This window comes from Kribbella sp. NPDC050470, assembly GCF_044458365.1.
Lineage (GTDB): Bacteria > Actinomycetota > Actinomycetes > Propionibacteriales > Kribbellaceae > Kribbella.
In genome coordinates this window covers 22,693-40,073 of the sequence record NZ_JBITHV010000011.1, presented here as the reverse complement: position 1 = coordinate 40,073, position 17,381 = coordinate 22,693, and the positions used below count along the sequence as shown (strand labels likewise).

The window sequence follows — 17,381 nt, the reverse complement described above, 5'->3', positions numbered from 1 at the left end:
GCTCAGGCGCCGACGGCGTGGCAAAGGTCGCGCAGCACCTGGACGCCGACGGTGAGCATCGCGACGTCCACCTCCGCGCTACCCGACAGGCCCGCGTACGCCGTACGTGCGCGGGCCAGCGCATCCCCGTGCAGCTCGGTCCACGACTCGAGGCCGCCGGCCCGCAACACGTCGGTGGCCAGGGTCACGGTCAAGGCTGCCAACTCGTCGCGAAGGGCTGCCTTGGCCAGCTGCACCCAGTGGGGGTCGGCGGTGCTGCTCGGAATCGCGGCGTAGAGCCACGACAGACCCACCGTCTCGCCGATCGCGGCATAGACGCGTTCGAGCCGGACCACGTCGAGTCCGCTCTCAGCGGATGCTGATGAGAGCGCCAGAGCCGCTCCCATGCGCGCTACCGCTCGGCAGCGAGTCAGAAGGTCTTGCGCGGCTCCGAGCGACCCGAGGTGGTCGAGTGCATCGGCGTACGCGGACCCGACGTCGGGTGACGGAGACGCAGCCAGAGCGTTGTGCAGGTCAGTGACAGCGTCTGCGAACGAGGCCACTTCGTCGTCGATCGAGCCCAGCGTGCTCTTCCGTCGTACCAGCCAGGACGCGTTGTAGTCCAAGACCCGTTCGAGCGCGCGCCTGATCGGGATCGTCGGCGCGACCGGGTACGGCGCCAACCCGTCCCACAGCTGGTCCAGGCCGAGCAGCTCCCTGACGATCAGGATCGCCCGGATCGTCTGCTCCGTGCTCGTGCCGGTCCGATCCTCGATCCGGTAGATGAATCCGGGGCCGACGCGGTCGATCAACTCGTTGGTCAAGCGGGTCGCGATGATGTCGCGGCCGAGCTTGTGCGCAGAGATCTGGGCGGCGTACCGACCGCGCAGCTCCGCAGGAAAGTAGCCGGTCAGGACGCCGGCCACACCATCGTCATCGGGTACGTCGCCCTCGAGCAGCAGCCCGTGGGTGAGGTTCTTCGCGTGGGCGAGGATGACAGCGATCTCGGGGCGAGTGAGGCCTCGGCCGGACGCGCGTCGCCGCTCGATCTCCTCCGCATCCGGGAGGTGCTCGCGGCCCCGGACGAGTCCGTGTTCCTCGAGGTTGTGGATCACCTGGTCGTGCCGGTCCAGCACGGTCACGCCGTACCCCTCGGCCACGCTGATCGCCAAGGCCTGCTGCTCGCAGTCGTCCAGCACCGCCGAGACCACGGCTGACGCGCACGCGTCGAGGACACGGTCGCGCTCGGCCCGGCCGATGAGACCGGCGTCCTCCGCCGCCCGCAGCATGATCTTGAGGTTGACCTCCCGGTCGGAGGTGTTCACCCCGGCGGCATTGTCGATGAAGTCGGCGTTGACCCGGCCGCCGGCGAGGGAGAACTCGACCCTCGCGGCCTGCGTCAGCCCGAGGTTCCCACCCTCCCCCACGACCCTGCAGCGCAATTCGTCGGCCGTGACCCGGACCCGGTCGTTGCCACGATCCGCCACCTCGGCGTCGGTCTCGTACGACGCCCGTACGTAGGTGCCGATCCCACCGTTCCACAGCAGGTCCGCAGGTGCGCGGAGGACTGCCTGGACCAGTTCGTCCGGGAACAGAGTGTCGGCGTCGATGCCGAGAGCTGCCTTCGCCGGCGCGGAGATCGGGACGGAACGGCCGGACCGCGGGAACACCCCGCCGCCCGCGGAGATGGCGGAAGGGTCGTAGTCGGCCCACGAGGAGCCCGGGAGTGCCGCTAGCCGGGTCCGCTCGGCGAAGGATGCGCCCGGGTCGGGATCGGGGTCCAGGAAGACATCGCGGTGGTCGAAGGCCGCGACCAGGCGGAGCTTGTCCGAGAGCAGCATGCCGTTGCCGAAGACATCTCCGGACATGTCGCCGATCCCGACGACGGTGATCTCGTCGCGCTCCGGGTCCAGGCCGAGCTCGACGAGGTGGCGGCGTACCGCGACCCAGGCGCCACGTGCGGTGACCCCGAGCGCCTTGTGGTTGAACCCGGTGGACCCACCGGAGGCGAACGCATCATCGAGCCAGTAGCCAGCGTCCCGCGCTTCGGCGTTCGCCAGGTCGGAGAACGCGGCGGTTCCCTTGTCGGCTGCCACCACGAGATAGGGGTCCGCGTAGTCCGTCGCGAGGACTCCGGGCGGACGGGTGATGCCACGGCCGGCCGTCAGGTCGTCGGTAACGTCGAGCAGACCTCGGACGAAGATTCGATAGCAGCGCCGCACCTCGTCGGCGGCCGCGGCCGCGGTCAGCTCGGCGAGCGCGGTCTTCACGACGAACGCGCCCTTGGCGCCCGCCGGAACGATGAGGGAGTTCTTGACCTGCTGGGACTTCGCGAGTGCGAGCACCTCGTCGCGGTAGTCCTCGATCCGGTCGGACCAGCGCAGTCCACCCCGTGCCACGGCTCCGTAGCGCACGTGGATGCCCTCGACACCGGGATGATGGACGAACGTCTCGACCTTCACCGCCGGATCGGTGCGAAACGGCAGCTTGCCGGGGTCGAGCTTCAGGACGATCGTGGCAGACAGGGCACCCACGTCGTCGCGCCGGAAGTAGTTGGTTCGCGTCACCGACTCGAGCAGACCGGTGTACCAGTCGAGGACCCGGAACTCGTCGCGGGTCGTGGCGGCATCGGCGTACTTGCCCAGCAGGTGCTCGGCCCTCGTCGGTCGGTCCGGGTCGAACCGCTGCTCGAACACCTCGACCCAATGACGGACGAAGTCCCGATGCCGGGTCAGGATGCCGCGAACGTACGACCGGCTTGCCGCGAGGCCGGCCTGCCGTAGGTACTGGAACGCCGCCCGCACGAGCTGCACCTGCCTCGGGTGGAGCTGGGCGTCGACCACCAGCGAGGCGAACACGTCACGGTCGACGGAGCCCTCCCACGACGCGATGAATGCCTCGGTGAGCAGCGGCATAACCTCGTCGGCGTACGAGTCCTCGAACCGCTGGAAGAAGAAGGCATCCGCCGCTGCTTCGGGCCGGTGATCCGCAAGCCTGAGGCCCAGTTGGTCGAAGGTCGGAAGCACCTGCGACAGGGCCGGCCGCTTGCCCGGCCACCGCACCAGGCATCGCAGACCGGACCCGTTCGCGTCCCAGTCGACCTTGGGCAGTCCTCGCGTTCGAGCCTGCCGGTATGACTCGGCCATGAGCCCCTCCACGTGACGCAACCGTACGCCTGCACGCTCGGTCGTCCCCGCGCTCGGCGGGGGGTTATCGCGCGGCCGCACTCTCCTGCGTCAGCGTGACAACCGCCTCCTCGAAGCCCTTCTTGAGGACCGCCACCGTCCCGTCGAAGTCGCCGGCTCGCATCCTGTCGACGATGTCCTCGTGCTCATCGACCAGATCCGTGCGGCGCTCATCCGCGCGGACGAGCACTCCAAGACACAGCCGGGTCTCGGAGATGACTGTGTGGAACACCCGGTCCAGCCGCGGGCTGTGCGCCGCTGAGACGATCACCGTGTGGAACTCCATGTCCAGCTCTGCCACAGTCTGCCAGTCGCCGGACTCTTCGGCGTTGCGCATCTGGCGGACGACCCGCTCCAGCGATCTGAGCGTCTGCACCGCCTCGGGACCGGACATGACCTTCCGGAGTGCCGCTGTCTCCAGGGCCAGCCGGACCAAGTAGATGTCCTCGAAGTCGGCCGTACTCATGACCGGCACAGAGACACCGTGATGGGGCTCGCTGAGCAGCAGACCTTCCTGGATCAAGCGCTGCAGGGCCTCCCGGACCGGCCCCCGGCTGACGCCGTACCTGGCAGCCAGCTCGACCTCGCTGAGCTGGGTCCCAGGCGCGAGCTCACCCTCGATGATGCTGGCGCGGATCCGTTCGCCGACCATCGTCGCGAACGTCGCCCGGGGGATCCGGGTCGGTGCTTCGTTCTTCCCCGTCACAATCGAGCTCCCTGACTGTTACCGGACCGAGACGCCGAATGCGGCTGCGGTCGTCGACCCCGTACGACGACGGGAAGACTGTCAACATTATACCAATGCGCAGACCCAAACCGGTCAACTGACCAGCTATCACCTGATCCGGTCCTGGAACTTGTAGTAGGCGCCGGCGAACGGCAGGAACCAGGGCGGGCCGACATGGCCAGGGATGCGCTTGAACGTGATGTCACGCCATGGGTTCGCCTCGATGCTGCCGCTCAGGTATTCGGCCATTTGCTTACCCATGTGGGTTGCCATCTGCACACCGTGCCCGGAGTAGCCCACCGAGTAGAACAACCCGTCGTGCTCACCGGCATGGACCAGCCGGTCCATGCTCATGTCGACCAGGCCGCCCCAGCAATAGTCCACCCGCGCGGCGGCCAACTGCGGGAACACCGACACCATGGCCTTGCGCAGAATGCGTCCACTCTTCTCGTCCGAGTGCGGACTGGACATCGCGAACCGGGCGCGACCGCCGAACAACAGCCGGTGGTCAGGCGTGATCCGGAAGTAGTAGAGCAGGTTCTTGGTGTCGGACGCCATCCGCCGGGTCGGCATGATCTGGTCGCAGACCTCCTTGCCCAGCGGTTCGGTGACGATGATGAAGCTGCCGACCGGAGCTATCCGCACCTGCAGCCACCGGAACGGCCGCCCGGTATAGCCGCTGGTCGCGACCAGCACCTGGTCCGCCCGGATGCTGCCCCGCGGTGTGACCAACTCGTGCCTGCTGTTGCCGAGTCGCCGTACCTGCTCGACCGGAGCCTTCTCATGGATCTCCGCCCCCTGCTGGGCTGCGGCCTCACCCAGGCCGCGGGTGAACTTCCCGACGTGCAGCCCGGCGCCGCGTGGATCGATCAGCGCTCCGGCGTAGTACTCGGAGCCGATCTCGCCGCGCAACTCGCTCTTGGAGACCAGCAGGGTCTCCTCGCCAAGTCGCTGCGCCAGCACCTCTTGGGTCTGCCGCAGGCCCTCCATATGCCCGTGCTTCGCCGCTAGCGTCATCTTCCCAGTACGCGCGAAATCACAGTCGATGCCCTCGTCGGCCACCAGCTTCTCGATCGTGTCGATCGCATCGTTGTAGGTCAGGTACAAGGCACTCGCGGTCGGGAACCCGTACTTGGCGACCGCGTCCCGGAAGCCCACCGACAGCCCGGGCGTCGCCATCCCCCCGTTCCGGCCGGACGCGCCCCACGCCACCGTCTCCTTCTCCAGGACCGCGACCTTGGCGCCTTTGCGAGCCAGGTGCAGCGCCGCGGACAGACCGGTCAGACCGGCGCCTACGACCGCCACGTCGACCTCACCACCCACCGCAGTACGAGACCGGTCGGGCCCCTGCTCGGAGGTGTCCAGCCAATATGGAATGAACTTCATCGCGGTGCACTCCCGTGTTCGTCAGATGTCGGTCGATTGCAGAACTGTGTGGAGGTCAGAGAACGCACTCGAGAAACTCCCGGGTCCGCGGCTCCTGCGGGCGGGCCAGCACCTCGCGCGCGTCCCCGCGCTCGACGATGACCCCGTCATCCATGAAGACCAGGTTCTTCGCCACCTCACGGGCGAACCCCATCTCGTGAGTCACTACGACCATCGTCATGCCGCCGGCGGCCACGTTGCGCATGACGTCCAGCACCTCCCCCACCTTCTCGGGGTCGAGTGCGCTGGTGGGCTCGTCGAAGAGCAGGATGCTCGGCTCCATCGCGAGAGCCCGGGCGATCGCGACCCGTTGCTGCTGCCCGCCGGACAGCTGCGAGGGGTACTGGCCCTCGAACTCGGCGAGGCCGACACTCGCAAGTAGCGATCGGGCGCGGTCCCTCGCCGCGTCGCGCGACATCTTCTTGACCAGCACCGGGCCGGCCATGACGTTGTCCAGGGCGGTCATGTTCGGGAACAGGTTGAACTGCTGGAACACCATGCCGATCCGGATGCGCTGCTGGGCGAGGCGCCGGCGGCTCACTGCATGGAAGGCGCGGGGATGTTCGACGTACCCGAAATCCTCGCCGTTGACCTTCAGCACCCCGCGGTCGACGGTTTCCAGGCCGTTGAGGCAGCGCAGCAACGTCGACTTGCCGGAGCCGCTGGGACCGATGATGCAGGAGATCTCGCCCGACTCGACCGTGAAGTCGACGTCGCGCAGGACTGGCTTGTCCCCGAAGCTCTTGCACAGCTTCCGGGCGATGATGCTTCCTTCGGCGCTCACAGCACGGACTCCTTCGGGGCGATCTCGACCTGGCCGGTCCGGCCGTCACCGTCGCCCGAACGACTCGGCCGGCCGGTGCGGGTGGACCGGGAGAACCGGCGCTCGATCATCGACTGCGGCACGCTCAGCGTCACGGTCATGATCAGGTACCAGAGGCTGGCCACGATCAGCAGCGGGATCGTCTCGTAGGTCCGGGCGTAGATCGACTGCGAGCTCTGCAGCAGATCGGCCACCCCGAGCACGCTGACCAGCGAGGTCTCCTTGAGCTGTCCGATGAACTGGTTGCCGGTGGGCGGGATGATCGTCGGCATCGTCTGCGGGATGATGACCGTACGGAGCTTCGTGAACCCGTGCATACCGAGCGATTCCGCCGCTTCGAGCTGACCCCTGCCGACGGCCGCGAATCCGCCGCGGATGATCTCCGCCATGTACGCCGCCTGGTTCAGCGTGAGTCCGATCAGAGCGGCCGTCAGCGGGCTGAGCAGTTCGTTCACGTTGATCGGCATCGAGATGCCGGTCAGCGGGATGCCGAGCGACAGGTGCGGATAGAGCGCGGCCAGGTTGAACCAGAAGATCAGCTGCACCAGCACCGGTGTTCCGCGGAAGAACGTGATGTAGAGCCGGGCCAGCCCCGACACCGGCCGCTGTGAGGACGAACGCATCACCGCCAGCACCAGCCCGAGGAGAATGCCCAGGGCCATGCTGCTGATCGTGAGCATCAGCGTGATCCAGATGCCGTTGATGATCGAGTCGGCGGTGAGGTACTTGAGCACCACGCCCCACCGGTAGTTCTCGTTCGTGACGAGCGTGTAGACGAGGCCGAGGATGGCAGCGACCGCGACAGCCCACGCCAGGTAGTCGACGGAGGTCTTGAGGCGGATGCGCGGCTTCACTTCGGGCGGGATCACCTGCATGGTTCGGTTCCTTTCCACGGGCCGGTGGCGTTGACCTCGGGGTCAGCTTTCGGCGATCGTCGCCTTGTCGAGCCCCCGGCCCTGGAATCCCCATCGGCCGAGCGCCTCGTCGTACTTCGGCGAATCGATGATCGACTGGATCGCCGCCTGCACCGCGGGTGTCAGCTCGGAACCCTTGCCCAGGGCAACCGCTACTTCGGAACTGGCGGCCGGCGGCTCCAGCACCTCGAAGGTCTTCGGCTGCTGGGTGGCGGCCCAGATCAGGGAAGTGGTGTCGTAGAAGACGCCGTCGATCCGCTGGCTGGCCAACTGGGTCAGACCGTCCTGCACACTGGGCAGAGACACACCCTTGATGGCCGGCTCACCCTTGGCCTCGCAGGACTCCTTGGACAGCTTGGGCAGCCGGATCAGCTCCTGCACCGAGCCCGACTGGACGCCGATGTTCCGGCCACACAGCGTGTCGACGGCCAGCTTCTTGGGGTTGCCGAACGGAACGACGATCGATGAACCGTTCTTGAAGTACTTGATCATGTCGAGCACCTTGAGGCGCTCCTTGGTCGGGGTCATGGTCGACACGGTGAGGTCGTAACGATGTCCCTCGAGACCGGGGATGATGGTGTCGAACTTGACGTTCTTGATGTCCAGTTGGAGATCGAGCTTCTTCGCGATCAGGCGAGCCATGTCGGGGTTGAAGCCGACCGCCGTCTTGTTGTCGGGGGCCAGGAACGTCGTGGGCGGGCTGGACAGGTCCATCGCGACCACGAGCTTGCCGGAGCTCCGCACCTCCGCGGGCACGAGCTTCGCGGCGGCGGGGTCGGCCTCGACCCCCTGAGAGATGTCGTCGGTGTGAATGCCGCCCTCGGCTGCCGCGGCGCGGGTGTCCTGGCTTCCCGTTCCACCGCATGCCGTGACGAGCACTGCGGCGGCGACCGCCACCGCAGCCCAAGTGATCCGCATATACCTGCGCATTGTCGTGCCTCCTGTGGTCTCTGGCTCGCCGGCGTGAGCGTCACACCGGTCAAGGCCTGTGTTGAGGTGTTGAATGTCAACAATCGATAAGCAGCCGCAGGCCGTAGCCGCTGGTTCGAAGCGCCACGTCATCCCGGGATGTGCGCCTGATGCTTGGCTGCACTTCCCTATCTGGGCTCATTCGGAGACGTACGGCGCGGCCGTCGATCCGGTGTAGGCGGGGCACCGGGTCTCGGGCGCTGCCTCTTCTTGCTTCTTGATCGTCCTCAAACTATGGGCCGCCAACTTTAGACTGTCAACAGTTTGTCGCCGACTGCCTGCAAATAACCGGGGTCAGGTCCCGGTCCACGTCGCCGCGACGGCGGTCATTCTGCGGTGGGATACCCACGCGATGCGTAACAACGGCTGAGGTGTTCGTGCTCGCCGCAGGTGTGCAGGGCCGGCTCGGCACTCTGGCATCGCTCGGTGAGTCCCAGCTCGGCTGCCTTCGGACATCGCGACAGGAACCGGCATCCGTGGGTCATTGCCCGGGCTTGGGCGACGCTTCCCGAGATCGAGAACAGCTTGCCGGGCTTGGCTTCCAGCAGCGAGGCCTTCAGCAACGCCTCGGTGTAGGGATGCTGGGGGTCGGCGAAGATGTCTGCCGTGACCCCGTCCTCGACGATCCGGCCGGCGTACATCACAGCCACCCGATCAGCCACTGAGGAGACGAGGCCCAGGTCGTGGGTGATCAGCAGGATCGACAGGCCGCGTTCGTCGCGTTTCTGCTTCAGCAGATCGAGGATCTGTGCCTGCACGGTCACGTCCAGCGCGGTGGTGGGCTCGTCGGCGATCAGCAGCTCAGGATCCGCGGACAGCGCGGCGGCGATCATCACCCGCTGCGCCATTCCACCCGACAGCTGATACGCGTACGACGACGACCGCCGAACCGGCTCCGGAATGCCCACATCCCGGAGCAGTTCCACCACCCGTGCCTTCGCCTCCCGGCGACTCATCTTGTGGTGGCGGCGTAACGCTTCGGCGACCTGGCTGCCGATCCGGGCTGTCGGGTCCAGCATCGCCTTGGGTTGCTGGAACAACATGGCGACCTTGCTGCCACGGATCTCGTTCCATCGCCTCGCCGGCATCGCCAGCAGGTCCTCGCCCTCCAGCACGGCGCTGCCCCGGACCACCTGGGCCCCGGTCGGCAGCAAGCCCATCACGGTCAGCGCGGTGAGGCTCTTGCCGGATCCGGACTCCCCTACCAACGCGGCGATCTCGCCCTCACCGACCTTCAGGTCCAAGCCGTCGATCGCCGGTCCGCCGGACACGCCGGGGAAGTCCACCCGCAGGTCGCGGACATCCAGCAAGGGGCCAGGCCCGCGGTCCGGCGACGTGCGCTCCGCCCGCTTCCTTGCCTCAGGCATCGGATTCTCCCAGGTGCCGTCTGCGCCGCGTGCCCGAGACGTCCAGACCCTGGCCGATCATGGTCACGCTGAGCGCGGTGACGAAGATCGCCGCGCCGGGCAGAATTCCCAGCCACGGCGCACGTTCCATGTAGGGCTGCGCGTCGAGCAGCATCGCGCCCCAATCAGAGTCCGGCGGCTGCACGCCCAGGCCGAGGTAGGACAGCGCGCCGACGGTGATCAGTTTGTGCCCGAAGCGCAGGAAGCCCATCGCCAGCACAGGGCGCAGCGCGTTGGGAATGACATGCCGGAACAGGATGTACGTCTTCGGCAGGCCCAGTATCTCCGCCGCCTCGACGAAGTCCTTGGAGTTGATCTCCAGCGCGAGGCCGCGCATCAGTCTGGCGAAGGGTGTCCAGCCGGTGACTGTCAGGGCCAGGACGAGGGTGCCGTAGCCGCTCCCGAACAGCGCGATCAGGAACAGCGCGACCACGACGTCGGGGAAGCAGATCAGCATGTCGACGCTGCGCATCACCAGCTCATCGAGCCAGCCGCCTCTGCGCGCCGCCAACGCCCCGATGACCGACCCGGTGACCGCGCAGATGATCAGCGTGACGGCGGCGATGGTCACCGAGAACCGGCCGCCCCACATCAGCCGGGACAGCACGTCCCGGCCCAGATGGTCGGTGCCGAACCAATACTCCCCCGACAATCCGGCCAGGCGGTTCGTCAGGTCCTGGGTCGCGGGGTCGTGCGGTGCTATCCAGGGCGTGAGCAGCAGGGCGAGCACAACTGCTGCGAGCATTCCGGCGCCGATGCGGAAGGTCCAGGGCCGGCTGCGGGCGCCGCGCAGCATGAGGGCCAGTGCGTTCGGCCGATGCGGGGTCGCGGATCGCACCGCTGACGGGCGCTGTTCCGGACGCAGGCTGCGGCGTGGGTGCCAGCGCGTCACATCACTAGGCATGGCTGGTCACTCTGATCGCCGGATTGAGTACGCCGTACAGCAGATCGGTCACCGTGTTGATCGCCACCGCGAAGGTGAGGATCGAGACCAGGCCGCACTGAATCACGGGCACGTCGTTGTTGACGACGGACGTGTAGAGCAGCCGGCCCATGCCCGGGATGTTGAAGATCACCTCGATCACCACGGCCCCACCGAGAAGTCCGGCGAACCAGAAGGAGAACAGCGTCATCACCGGTAGCAGGCTGTTGCGCAGACCATGCCTGACCAGGGTCTGCGGATAGCTCAATCCCCGAGCGCGAGCAGCCGTCATGTACGGCGCGGCGAGCACGTCGCTCATCGCCGCGCGCGTCACCTGGGCGAAGTAGCCCAGCGGCCGGAGCGCCAGAGCGACAGCAGGCAGGACGAGGTAAGCCATCCCTCTCCAGCCACTCGACGGCAGCCAGCCCAGATAGCGGGCGAAGAGCAGAACCAGCACCGGGCCGACCCAGTACTCCGGCGCCGACACCGCGCTCTGCGAGACGAGCGTGATCGCACTGTCAACCTTGCCGCCCCGAGCGGTGGCGGCCCAGGCCCCGAGCGGCAGGGCGACGAGCAAGGCGAGCAGAAGGGCGGCCAGAGCCAGCGATATCGATACGCCCATTGCCGGGAAGACCAGCTCGTCGACGGGCGTCCGGCTGGTGAACGAGTAGCCGAAGTCGCCCGTCATCGCGTGGCCCAGCCAGTCCAGGTACTGCACGAAGACCGGCCGGTCCAGGCCCAGCTCCCGGGTCAACGCCTCCACCTGGGCCGGATCCAGCACAGGGTCGTTGACCCTGGCCTGCAGGATCTTCCGCGCCGGATCCCCCTCCCCGGCATACGGGATCAGAAACGCCAGCACCGACACCACCAGCAGCGTGATCAGCAGGACCACCGTCCTGCGAATCAGGAAGCTCAGCATCGCCATCTCCGCTGGTTCTCCCGGCCGGACACCGTGTCCGGCCTAGTTGACGAGGGCAACCAAGCCTCAGCCGACCCCCAACTTCAGATCCTTGGTGAGGACGTAGAAGTTGAGTGGGTGCGGCTCGAATCCCCGGACCCCCGAGCGGACCGCCGTCACGAGTGACTCGTGCACGAGAAACACGCCGGCGGCATCGTCCTGGAGCTTCTCCGCGATCCGGGCCTCGAGGTCATGCCGAGCGTTCGGGTCGCTGGTTGTCAACGCCTCGTTGATCATGGCATCGGTCTGCTGATCGCAGTAGTGGGCGAGGTTGAAGCTGCCGCGGCAGGAGTAGTCCGACCGAAGGAACCCGGCCGGGTCACCGACGTCCACCAGGTAGCCGCGCGACAGGAGTGCGGCGTCGAACCTACCCGCGAGCATGTCAGGTTCCACCGACGCGTAGTCGCCTGCGCGAATCTTGACCTTGATACCGAGCTTGCCGACCTGTTCCTGGATGACAGCGGCCAGGTCGGCGAACTCGGGCCGGTCGTTGTAGGCGATCAGCACGAAGTCGAGCGAGTGTGGATCGACTCCCGCCGCATCGAGCAGGCTCTTCGACTCGTCGTGGTCGAAGGACGCCGGGGCCGCCCCCTCCGGAGTCCATGGGTCGTCGGGCGAGAACGGACCGACGGCGGGCGCCGCGACTCCCTCGTAGACGGTCGCGGCGATCGCCTTGCTGTCCACGGCGTGTTGCAGAGCACGTCGTACCAGCGGATTGTCGAACGGCGGGCGAACGTTGTTCAGCAGCATCACGGCGGTGCGCGGCGTCCGGACCTTCTGCAGCTCGATGCCGGCGTCGCCTTCCAGCGTGGCCAGGGAGACGGCCGGGACCACCGAGGCGATGTCCGCCTCACCGGTCTGCACCTGCGTCACGCGCGCGGCGCCGTCCGCGATGAAGCGCACCTCGGCCGTCGCGACACCCGGTGTGCCGCCCCAATAGTCGTCGTTGCGCTTGAGCTCCAAGGATTGGAGCGGTACCTCGTTGACGACCGTGAACGGCCCGGTGCAGGTCCCCCGGATGTTGATCCGCGGGCCGGCGTAGGCCTGCGGCGCCAGGATTCCCGTGCTCGGAGCGGCCATCCGCAGCGGCAGGAGTACGTCGGGCACCGAGGTGGCGACCTCGACGGTGGAAATATCAACCGCCTTCACGCCGGACACGACATCCGGGTTGAACGAGCGCGCCGGCGTCTTGGCCTTCAGCACGTGCTGCAAGGCCTGCACCACCGCGTTCGCGTCCATCGGCGCGCCGTTCTGAAACTGCACGCCGTCGCGAAGCTTGAACCGCCACGCGGTGGGCGTCACCTGCTCCCACGAGGCGGCAAGGCTCGGCGCCGGCGAGCCGTCAGCCTGGTAGCGGAGGAGCGACTCCAGGCAGCCGGCGCGGGAAAGCACTTGGGCATCGTCGCTTTCCGGCGCCCAGGCGGCGGCCGGCGCGAAGAACTCGGCGTACACCAGGCGACCGGTCGCGTTCCCGCCGGCCTCACCGTCGGCGCTCATACCGCACGCTGTGGCGCTCAGCGCGAGAACTGCCAAGCCGCACGTCCAACGCTTCCGACCCATTGTGGTCCTCCTCCCGCACCGGGCGGGACCGACAACCAAGAACGCCTATTGGTCATCATGACGGCCGTCGGACAGTCGCGCTACGACTTCGTTCACTGGTACGGCGAGGGCCCGCTCCACGTTCGTCCAGTCGTCCTTGGCATGGGCGAGCAGGTAGTCGCGGCGTTCCGGCACCCGCTGCGCCCGCCAGTTCGTGATCAATGCACGCACGGTGAGTCGCGCCAGCGCGGCGACTGGCAGCAACGGGCGTTCCGTGTCCTTGATCGGCCGGGTTCGTTCGTAGCCGGCCACGAAGGTGCAGGCGTCACGCCACGGATCCCCGTCCGCCCGGCCGATCAGGTTCGCCAACGACACGGCGGGGTCGAAGATCAGCGCGCTGCACACCGTGTCGCCGAAGTCGATGACGCCGGTGACGAAGTCGTCGCTCACCGGATCAACCACGACGTTGTACGGACTGTAGTCGCCGTGGATCACCTGCCGTTCCAGGGCGCCGAGCCGCGGCGCGATCGCGGCGCCGTACAGGCCGAAGACCTCGCGAGCCAGTTGACGGTGGCCGATGTTCGGCGTGTGGTCCACCAATTCGGTCAGGTGGTCGAACTGGCCAATGTCCCACACCAGGCCTCTCGTGTCCGCAGGGTGCGCGAAAGACTCGAGCGCCACGTCGATTCGCCCCAGCATCTCCCCCACCTTGGCGAGCTGCGCCGCGTCCGGATCCGTGCGTATCCAGACGGCGCCCTCGACGAAACCGAACACGCGCAGGACGCGAGTCCTGCCGTCGTTCAACGGGATGAGCACGTGGTCGTCGCCGTCGACGGTCAGCCTCACCCGCTGGACCGGCAACTCCGGAGCGGCGGTTTCGAGAAAACGCATCGCGGCAGTCTGCAACGAGACCACCAACTCGGCCTCGTCGGGTGGTGAGACCTTCACCAGGCAGTCGGACGCGCCGGTTCTGAGTCTGAACGTGTCGTCCTTCTCCGTCGCCAGCCGCTCCAGGCGCCCGCCGACCTGGTAGTGCTTCTCGAGCAGGATGTTCATCAGCGTCGCGTCGACGGGCTCATGCGACGGTCCCAGGCCGCTCTCGGCGAAGAGTCCCTGGGCAGGGCTCGTAGGCGGCGAAGCGCTCACTGTCGGTCCCTTCGGCCGGCTACAGCCGGACTTTCGCGACCTCGGCGAAGGTCTCCAGGAATCGGGTCACGTCGGCGGAGGTGAAGGCGAGCGGCGGGCGGATCTTCAGCACGTTCGCCGCCCTGCCGGTGCCGTTGATGAGGATTCGCCGATCACGAAGGTCGTTGATGACGTCCTCGGCACGCCCGCGGTCCGGGCGGTAGAGCGTCTCCCGGTCCCGGACGATTTCCACCCCGACGTACAGACCACCACCGCGCACTTCAGCGACGTGGGCGGAATTCCGCGTGATCTCCACCAGGCCGGCTCGCAGCGCCTTGCCGTTCTCCAGAACGCGCTGCTGCACGTTCTCCATCTCGAAGACATCCAGTACTGCGGCGCCGGCAGCCACCGGGATCGAACTGCCACCGAAGGTGTTGAAGTAGCGGACGTTCCGGCCGAACTCGTCGGACACCTCAGGGCGGAAGACCACACCGGACAGCGGCAACCCGTTGCCCATCGGCTTGCCCATGGTGACGATGTCCGGCAGCACACCGTGGCGGCTGAAGCCCCACATCGAATCGCCGAGCCGGGCGAACCCCGACTGGACCTCGTCCGCGATGTAGACACCGCCGGCTGCGTGCACCTCGTCCACAACAGGCCTCATGTAGCCGACCGGGTCGGTGAAGATCCCGTCGCTGGTGTACGCGCTGTCGGTGATCAGGGCCGCCAGCCGGAAGCCATGACGCCGGAGATCCTCGATCGCGTCACGCACCTGATGATGCATGTGCTCGGTCAGCACGGATCCGGACGCGGCCAGCCGCGGGTCGGGAGGATCGATGAGCCGCACGTTCGGGCCGAGCGGTGAACCGGAGCCCAGATGCGGCGAGAAGCTCGCCACCTCACGGGTAATGCCGTGATAGGCCCACCGAGTCACGATGATTCCCTCACCGCCGGTGTGGTACCTCGCAACCCGGATCGCCAGGTCGTTCGCCTCCGACCCGCTACACGCGAGGCTCAGCCTCGACAACTCCGCGGGGAACGTCGCGAGAAGCCGCTCGGCATAGTCCACCAACGACTCCTGGACGTAGCGAGTATTTGTGTTGACTGCCGCCAACTGGCGGGAGACGGCCTCGACGACGTGCGGGTGCGCGTGTCCAACGCAGGGAACGTTGTTGTACGCGTCGAGGTAGTCGTTGCCGTCCCGGTCGACCAGGTGGGCCCCGTAGCCGGAGACGAACTCGACCGGCTCCTTGTAAATGAGCGTGTAGCCGGGGCCGAGCACCTCGTCGCGGCGCCTGATGGTCTGCTGAAGGCGTTCCGGGAGATCGCTCAGAACCCCTGGGTCGAACCGATTCGGGTAGTTGACTACTGCTCGGCTCAACATCGAAGTCATCATCCTGCTCACGGGTCGGCGTGCGGCGGGCTGTGCGGCTCGAGTCAGATGCCGAGCATGCGGTTGAGCTCGTCGAGGGACTTCACCGTCACGTACCCGTAGCCCGGGGTGATCGGGTCGTAGCCGCGGTCCAGGAGGACCAGGTTCGGGAAGTGCAGGTCGTGCATCGGCATCAGGTCGTACCGGGTGTGCGAGGACACGTGGACGAAGTCCTCCGGGGACGCGTCGAGCTTGTCCAGCATGTACTCGAAAGCGGCGTACCGAGGCTTGTAGTACCCGGCCTGCTCCGCGGTCAGGACAGCGTCGAACTTGGCTCCGAGCCGCGGCACACTCTCCGCCAGGAACGAGTCGTCGGCGTTGGACAGGATCACCAGCTCGTAGTTCTCACTCATCGTCTTCAGCGGCGCCGGCACGTCAGCGTGCGGTCCCCAGCTCCGGACGCCGTCGGCGAACCGCTTCCCCGCGTTCGGGTCCACCTCGAGGCCCCACCTGCGGCAGACCCGCTCGTACGAGTCCTGCAGCACCTGCTCGTAGGCGTAGTACTCACCGCACACCTGGTCGTAGCGGTAGCCGCGGAACTCCGCCACGAACTGGTCCCAGCTCTCCGCGGGGACCTGGTCCCCGACGAGCTCACGGGTGATCGGGGTGATCTGGAAGTCGATCAACGTGCCGTAGCAGTCGAACGAGACGTAAGTCGGCCGGAACGTCGGGGTGCCCATAGTCACTAGCTGCCTCTCCGCGGGTTGGTCTGATGGCATCAACCGTAGGATCGCAGACTTTCTATTGTCAACAGTCTAATGCTGTCAGGTTGACCGAAGGCCTCCCCTTGCCGAACCGCGCCCCACCCCGCACCTCAAACGCTCGCGTTGGGTGGGCAGGCAGTTGGGCGGCGGGTTTCAGACGGCGAGTGGTCGTTGAGCGGTTCGGTGCGGGAGACCTCGGAGGCGGGCGGTCCTACCGTCGTGGCTGGTAAGTCGTTGAGAGGGGTCCTATGGGGGCGCCTGGGTGTGCGGGTTCCGGCTTGCCGGGTGGTGCCGGAGCTTGGTGAATTCGCCTCCAGGGCGGAGCAGGCCGGGTTCGACGCGGTCGATGTGCCGACTCGCAGACGTTCTGCCGTGATGCGTACCTGACCATGTACGCCGTCGCGCTGCGGACCACGCGGATCAAGCTCGACACCGCCGTCTCCAACGTCGTCACCCGCCACCCGACGGTGGTCGCGAGCCTCGCCCGGACGATCGACGAGATCGCCCCCGGGCGGTTCGTGCTCGGGCTGGGAGTGGGGCACAGTTCCGTCGAACCGATCGGCGCGACGCCCAGCAGGGGTGCCGAGCTTCGCGCGGCGGTGGATCAGGTACGGAGGCTGATCCATGGTGAGGAAGTCCGGTACGGCGAGGGTCGGGCGCGACTGCGCGATCCTGCTGTCCGGCGTCGCCGCGGAGCCGCTGCGGCGTGCCGTGACCGCGATCCGCGCAGGAGCCGAGGGGGCCCGCCGCGACAGCACCTCGATCGAAGTGACGGTGTCGGCGCATACGACGGTGACCGACGATGTCGATCGCGATGCTCGCGTCCCGAAACCGGTGCTCGCGGCGATCGCCCAGCGCGGCGGGCAGGCGGCACTGGAGGCGGCCGGCATCAACCTCGCTGTCCCAGAGCACATCCCCGACGTAAAGCCCGATCTGATACACGCCGAGAACTGGGACCAGGCCGTCGAGGTGTGTTCGAACTGGATCAGCGACGCCGACGCAGCCCGATTCGCCCGGCGGTTCCTGCCTGTTCGGTACCCCCGACGAGATTGCCTCCGGAATTCGGGAGATCTCGGCGCATGGGTCAGCGCGGCATGCCTGCAGCACGTCGGTTCGTGGGATCTCCCGACGACCTTGGTCGCCGAGGTGGGCCGCACAGTCCTGCCGTTGCTGAACCGGACCTGAGCACAGAAGGAGCCAATCCATGCGGAAGTGCTATGCGGACACCCGGCACGGCCAGATCCGCTATATCGACCAGGGCAGCGGCCAGGCC

General features: G+C 67.2%; 14 protein-coding genes and 1 pseudogene. 2 read left to right on the top strand and 13 right to left on the bottom strand.

Annotated elements, in window-relative coordinates; translation table 11 throughout:
- Nucleotides 1-2 precede the first annotated feature (2 nt).
- The 13 genes from ACIBGM_RS31575 to ACIBGM_RS31515 form a co-directional block, all read right to left on the bottom strand.
- A complete protein-coding gene (locus ACIBGM_RS31575) occupies nt 3-3,125 on the bottom strand; it encodes an NAD-glutamate dehydrogenase domain-containing protein (protein WP_360520552.1) in 3,123 nt (1,040 codons plus the stop codon).
- A 64-nt stretch (nt 3,126-3,189) separates the two neighbouring features.
- Nucleotides 3,190-3,870, bottom strand: a complete 681-nt coding sequence (locus tag ACIBGM_RS31570; protein ID WP_360520555.1) for a GntR family transcriptional regulator — start codon at nt 3,868-3,870, stop codon at nt 3,190-3,192.
- Between the two features lie 129 nt (nt 3,871-3,999).
- Nucleotides 4,000-5,277 (bottom strand): FAD-binding oxidoreductase, encoded by a 1,278-nt coding sequence (locus ACIBGM_RS31565; protein WP_360520557.1) that lies wholly within the window; start codon nt 5,275-5,277, stop codon nt 4,000-4,002.
- Between the two features lie 55 nt (nt 5,278-5,332).
- Nucleotides 5,333-6,100 (bottom strand): amino acid ABC transporter ATP-binding protein, encoded by a 768-nt coding sequence (locus ACIBGM_RS31560; protein WP_360520560.1) that lies wholly within the window; start codon nt 6,098-6,100, stop codon nt 5,333-5,335.
- Nucleotides 6,097-7,014: an amino acid ABC transporter permease gene (locus ACIBGM_RS31555; protein WP_360520563.1), complete on the bottom strand. Its 918-nt coding sequence runs from the start codon at nt 7,012-7,014 to the stop codon at nt 6,097-6,099. Before ACIBGM_RS31555 ends, ACIBGM_RS31560 begins: the two co-directional genes overlap by 4 nt.
- A 42-nt stretch (nt 7,015-7,056) precedes the next feature.
- Complete coding sequence (locus tag ACIBGM_RS31550; protein ID WP_396387607.1) at nt 7,057-7,971, bottom strand: ABC transporter substrate-binding protein; 915 nt, start codon at nt 7,969-7,971, stop codon at nt 7,057-7,059.
- Between the two features lie 377 nt (nt 7,972-8,348).
- The gene (locus ACIBGM_RS31545) at nt 8,349-9,389 is read right to left on the bottom strand and encodes an ABC transporter ATP-binding protein (protein ID WP_396387606.1); all 1,041 of its coding nucleotides are present in this window, start codon (nt 9,387-9,389) and stop codon (nt 8,349-8,351) included.
- On the bottom strand, nt 9,382-10,224 hold the full coding sequence (locus ACIBGM_RS31540) for an ABC transporter permease (RefSeq protein WP_360520575.1): 843 nt from the start codon (nt 10,222-10,224) through the stop codon (nt 9,382-9,384). The genes ACIBGM_RS31545 and ACIBGM_RS31540 overlap by 8 nt, the downstream gene beginning before the upstream one ends.
- A gap of 100 nt (nt 10,225-10,324) precedes the next feature.
- The gene (locus ACIBGM_RS31535) at nt 10,325-11,269 is read right to left on the bottom strand and encodes an ABC transporter permease (RefSeq protein WP_360520578.1); all 945 of its coding nucleotides are present in this window, start codon (nt 11,267-11,269) and stop codon (nt 10,325-10,327) included.
- A 66-nt stretch (nt 11,270-11,335) separates the two neighbouring features.
- Nucleotides 11,336-12,805, bottom strand: coding sequence for an ABC transporter substrate-binding protein (locus ACIBGM_RS31530; protein WP_396387605.1), 1,470 nt, complete (start codon nt 12,803-12,805; stop codon nt 11,336-11,338).
- Between the two features lie 108 nt (nt 12,806-12,913).
- The gene (locus ACIBGM_RS31525; RefSeq protein WP_360520583.1) at nt 12,914-13,993 is read right to left on the bottom strand and encodes a phosphotransferase; all 1,080 of its coding nucleotides are present in this window, start codon (nt 13,991-13,993) and stop codon (nt 12,914-12,916) included.
- A 19-nt stretch (nt 13,994-14,012) separates the two neighbouring features.
- Entirely contained in the window at nt 14,013-15,356 is a 1,344-nt protein-coding gene (locus tag ACIBGM_RS31520; protein ID WP_360520586.1) for an aspartate aminotransferase family protein, read from the bottom strand.
- A 53-nt stretch (nt 15,357-15,409) separates the two neighbouring features.
- Nucleotides 15,410-16,084 (bottom strand): haloacid dehalogenase type II, encoded by a 675-nt coding sequence (locus ACIBGM_RS31515; RefSeq protein ID WP_360520589.1) that lies wholly within the window; start codon nt 16,082-16,084, stop codon nt 15,410-15,412.
- 413 nt (nt 16,085-16,497) lie between these two features.
- Between ACIBGM_RS31515 and ACIBGM_RS31510 the strand changes: the two are divergent.
- Together ACIBGM_RS31510 and ACIBGM_RS31505 are read left to right on the top strand one after the other, a co-directional pair.
- Nucleotides 16,498-16,737, top strand: a pseudogene (locus tag ACIBGM_RS31510) (LLM class flavin-dependent oxidoreductase); the annotation flags it as partial.
- Complete coding sequence (locus ACIBGM_RS31505) at nt 16,733-17,293, top strand: hypothetical protein (protein ID WP_396387817.1); 561 nt, start codon at nt 16,733-16,735, stop codon at nt 17,291-17,293. The pseudogene ACIBGM_RS31510 and the gene ACIBGM_RS31505, both read left to right, overlap by 5 nt.
- Nucleotides 17,294-17,381: the final 88 nt, after the last annotated feature.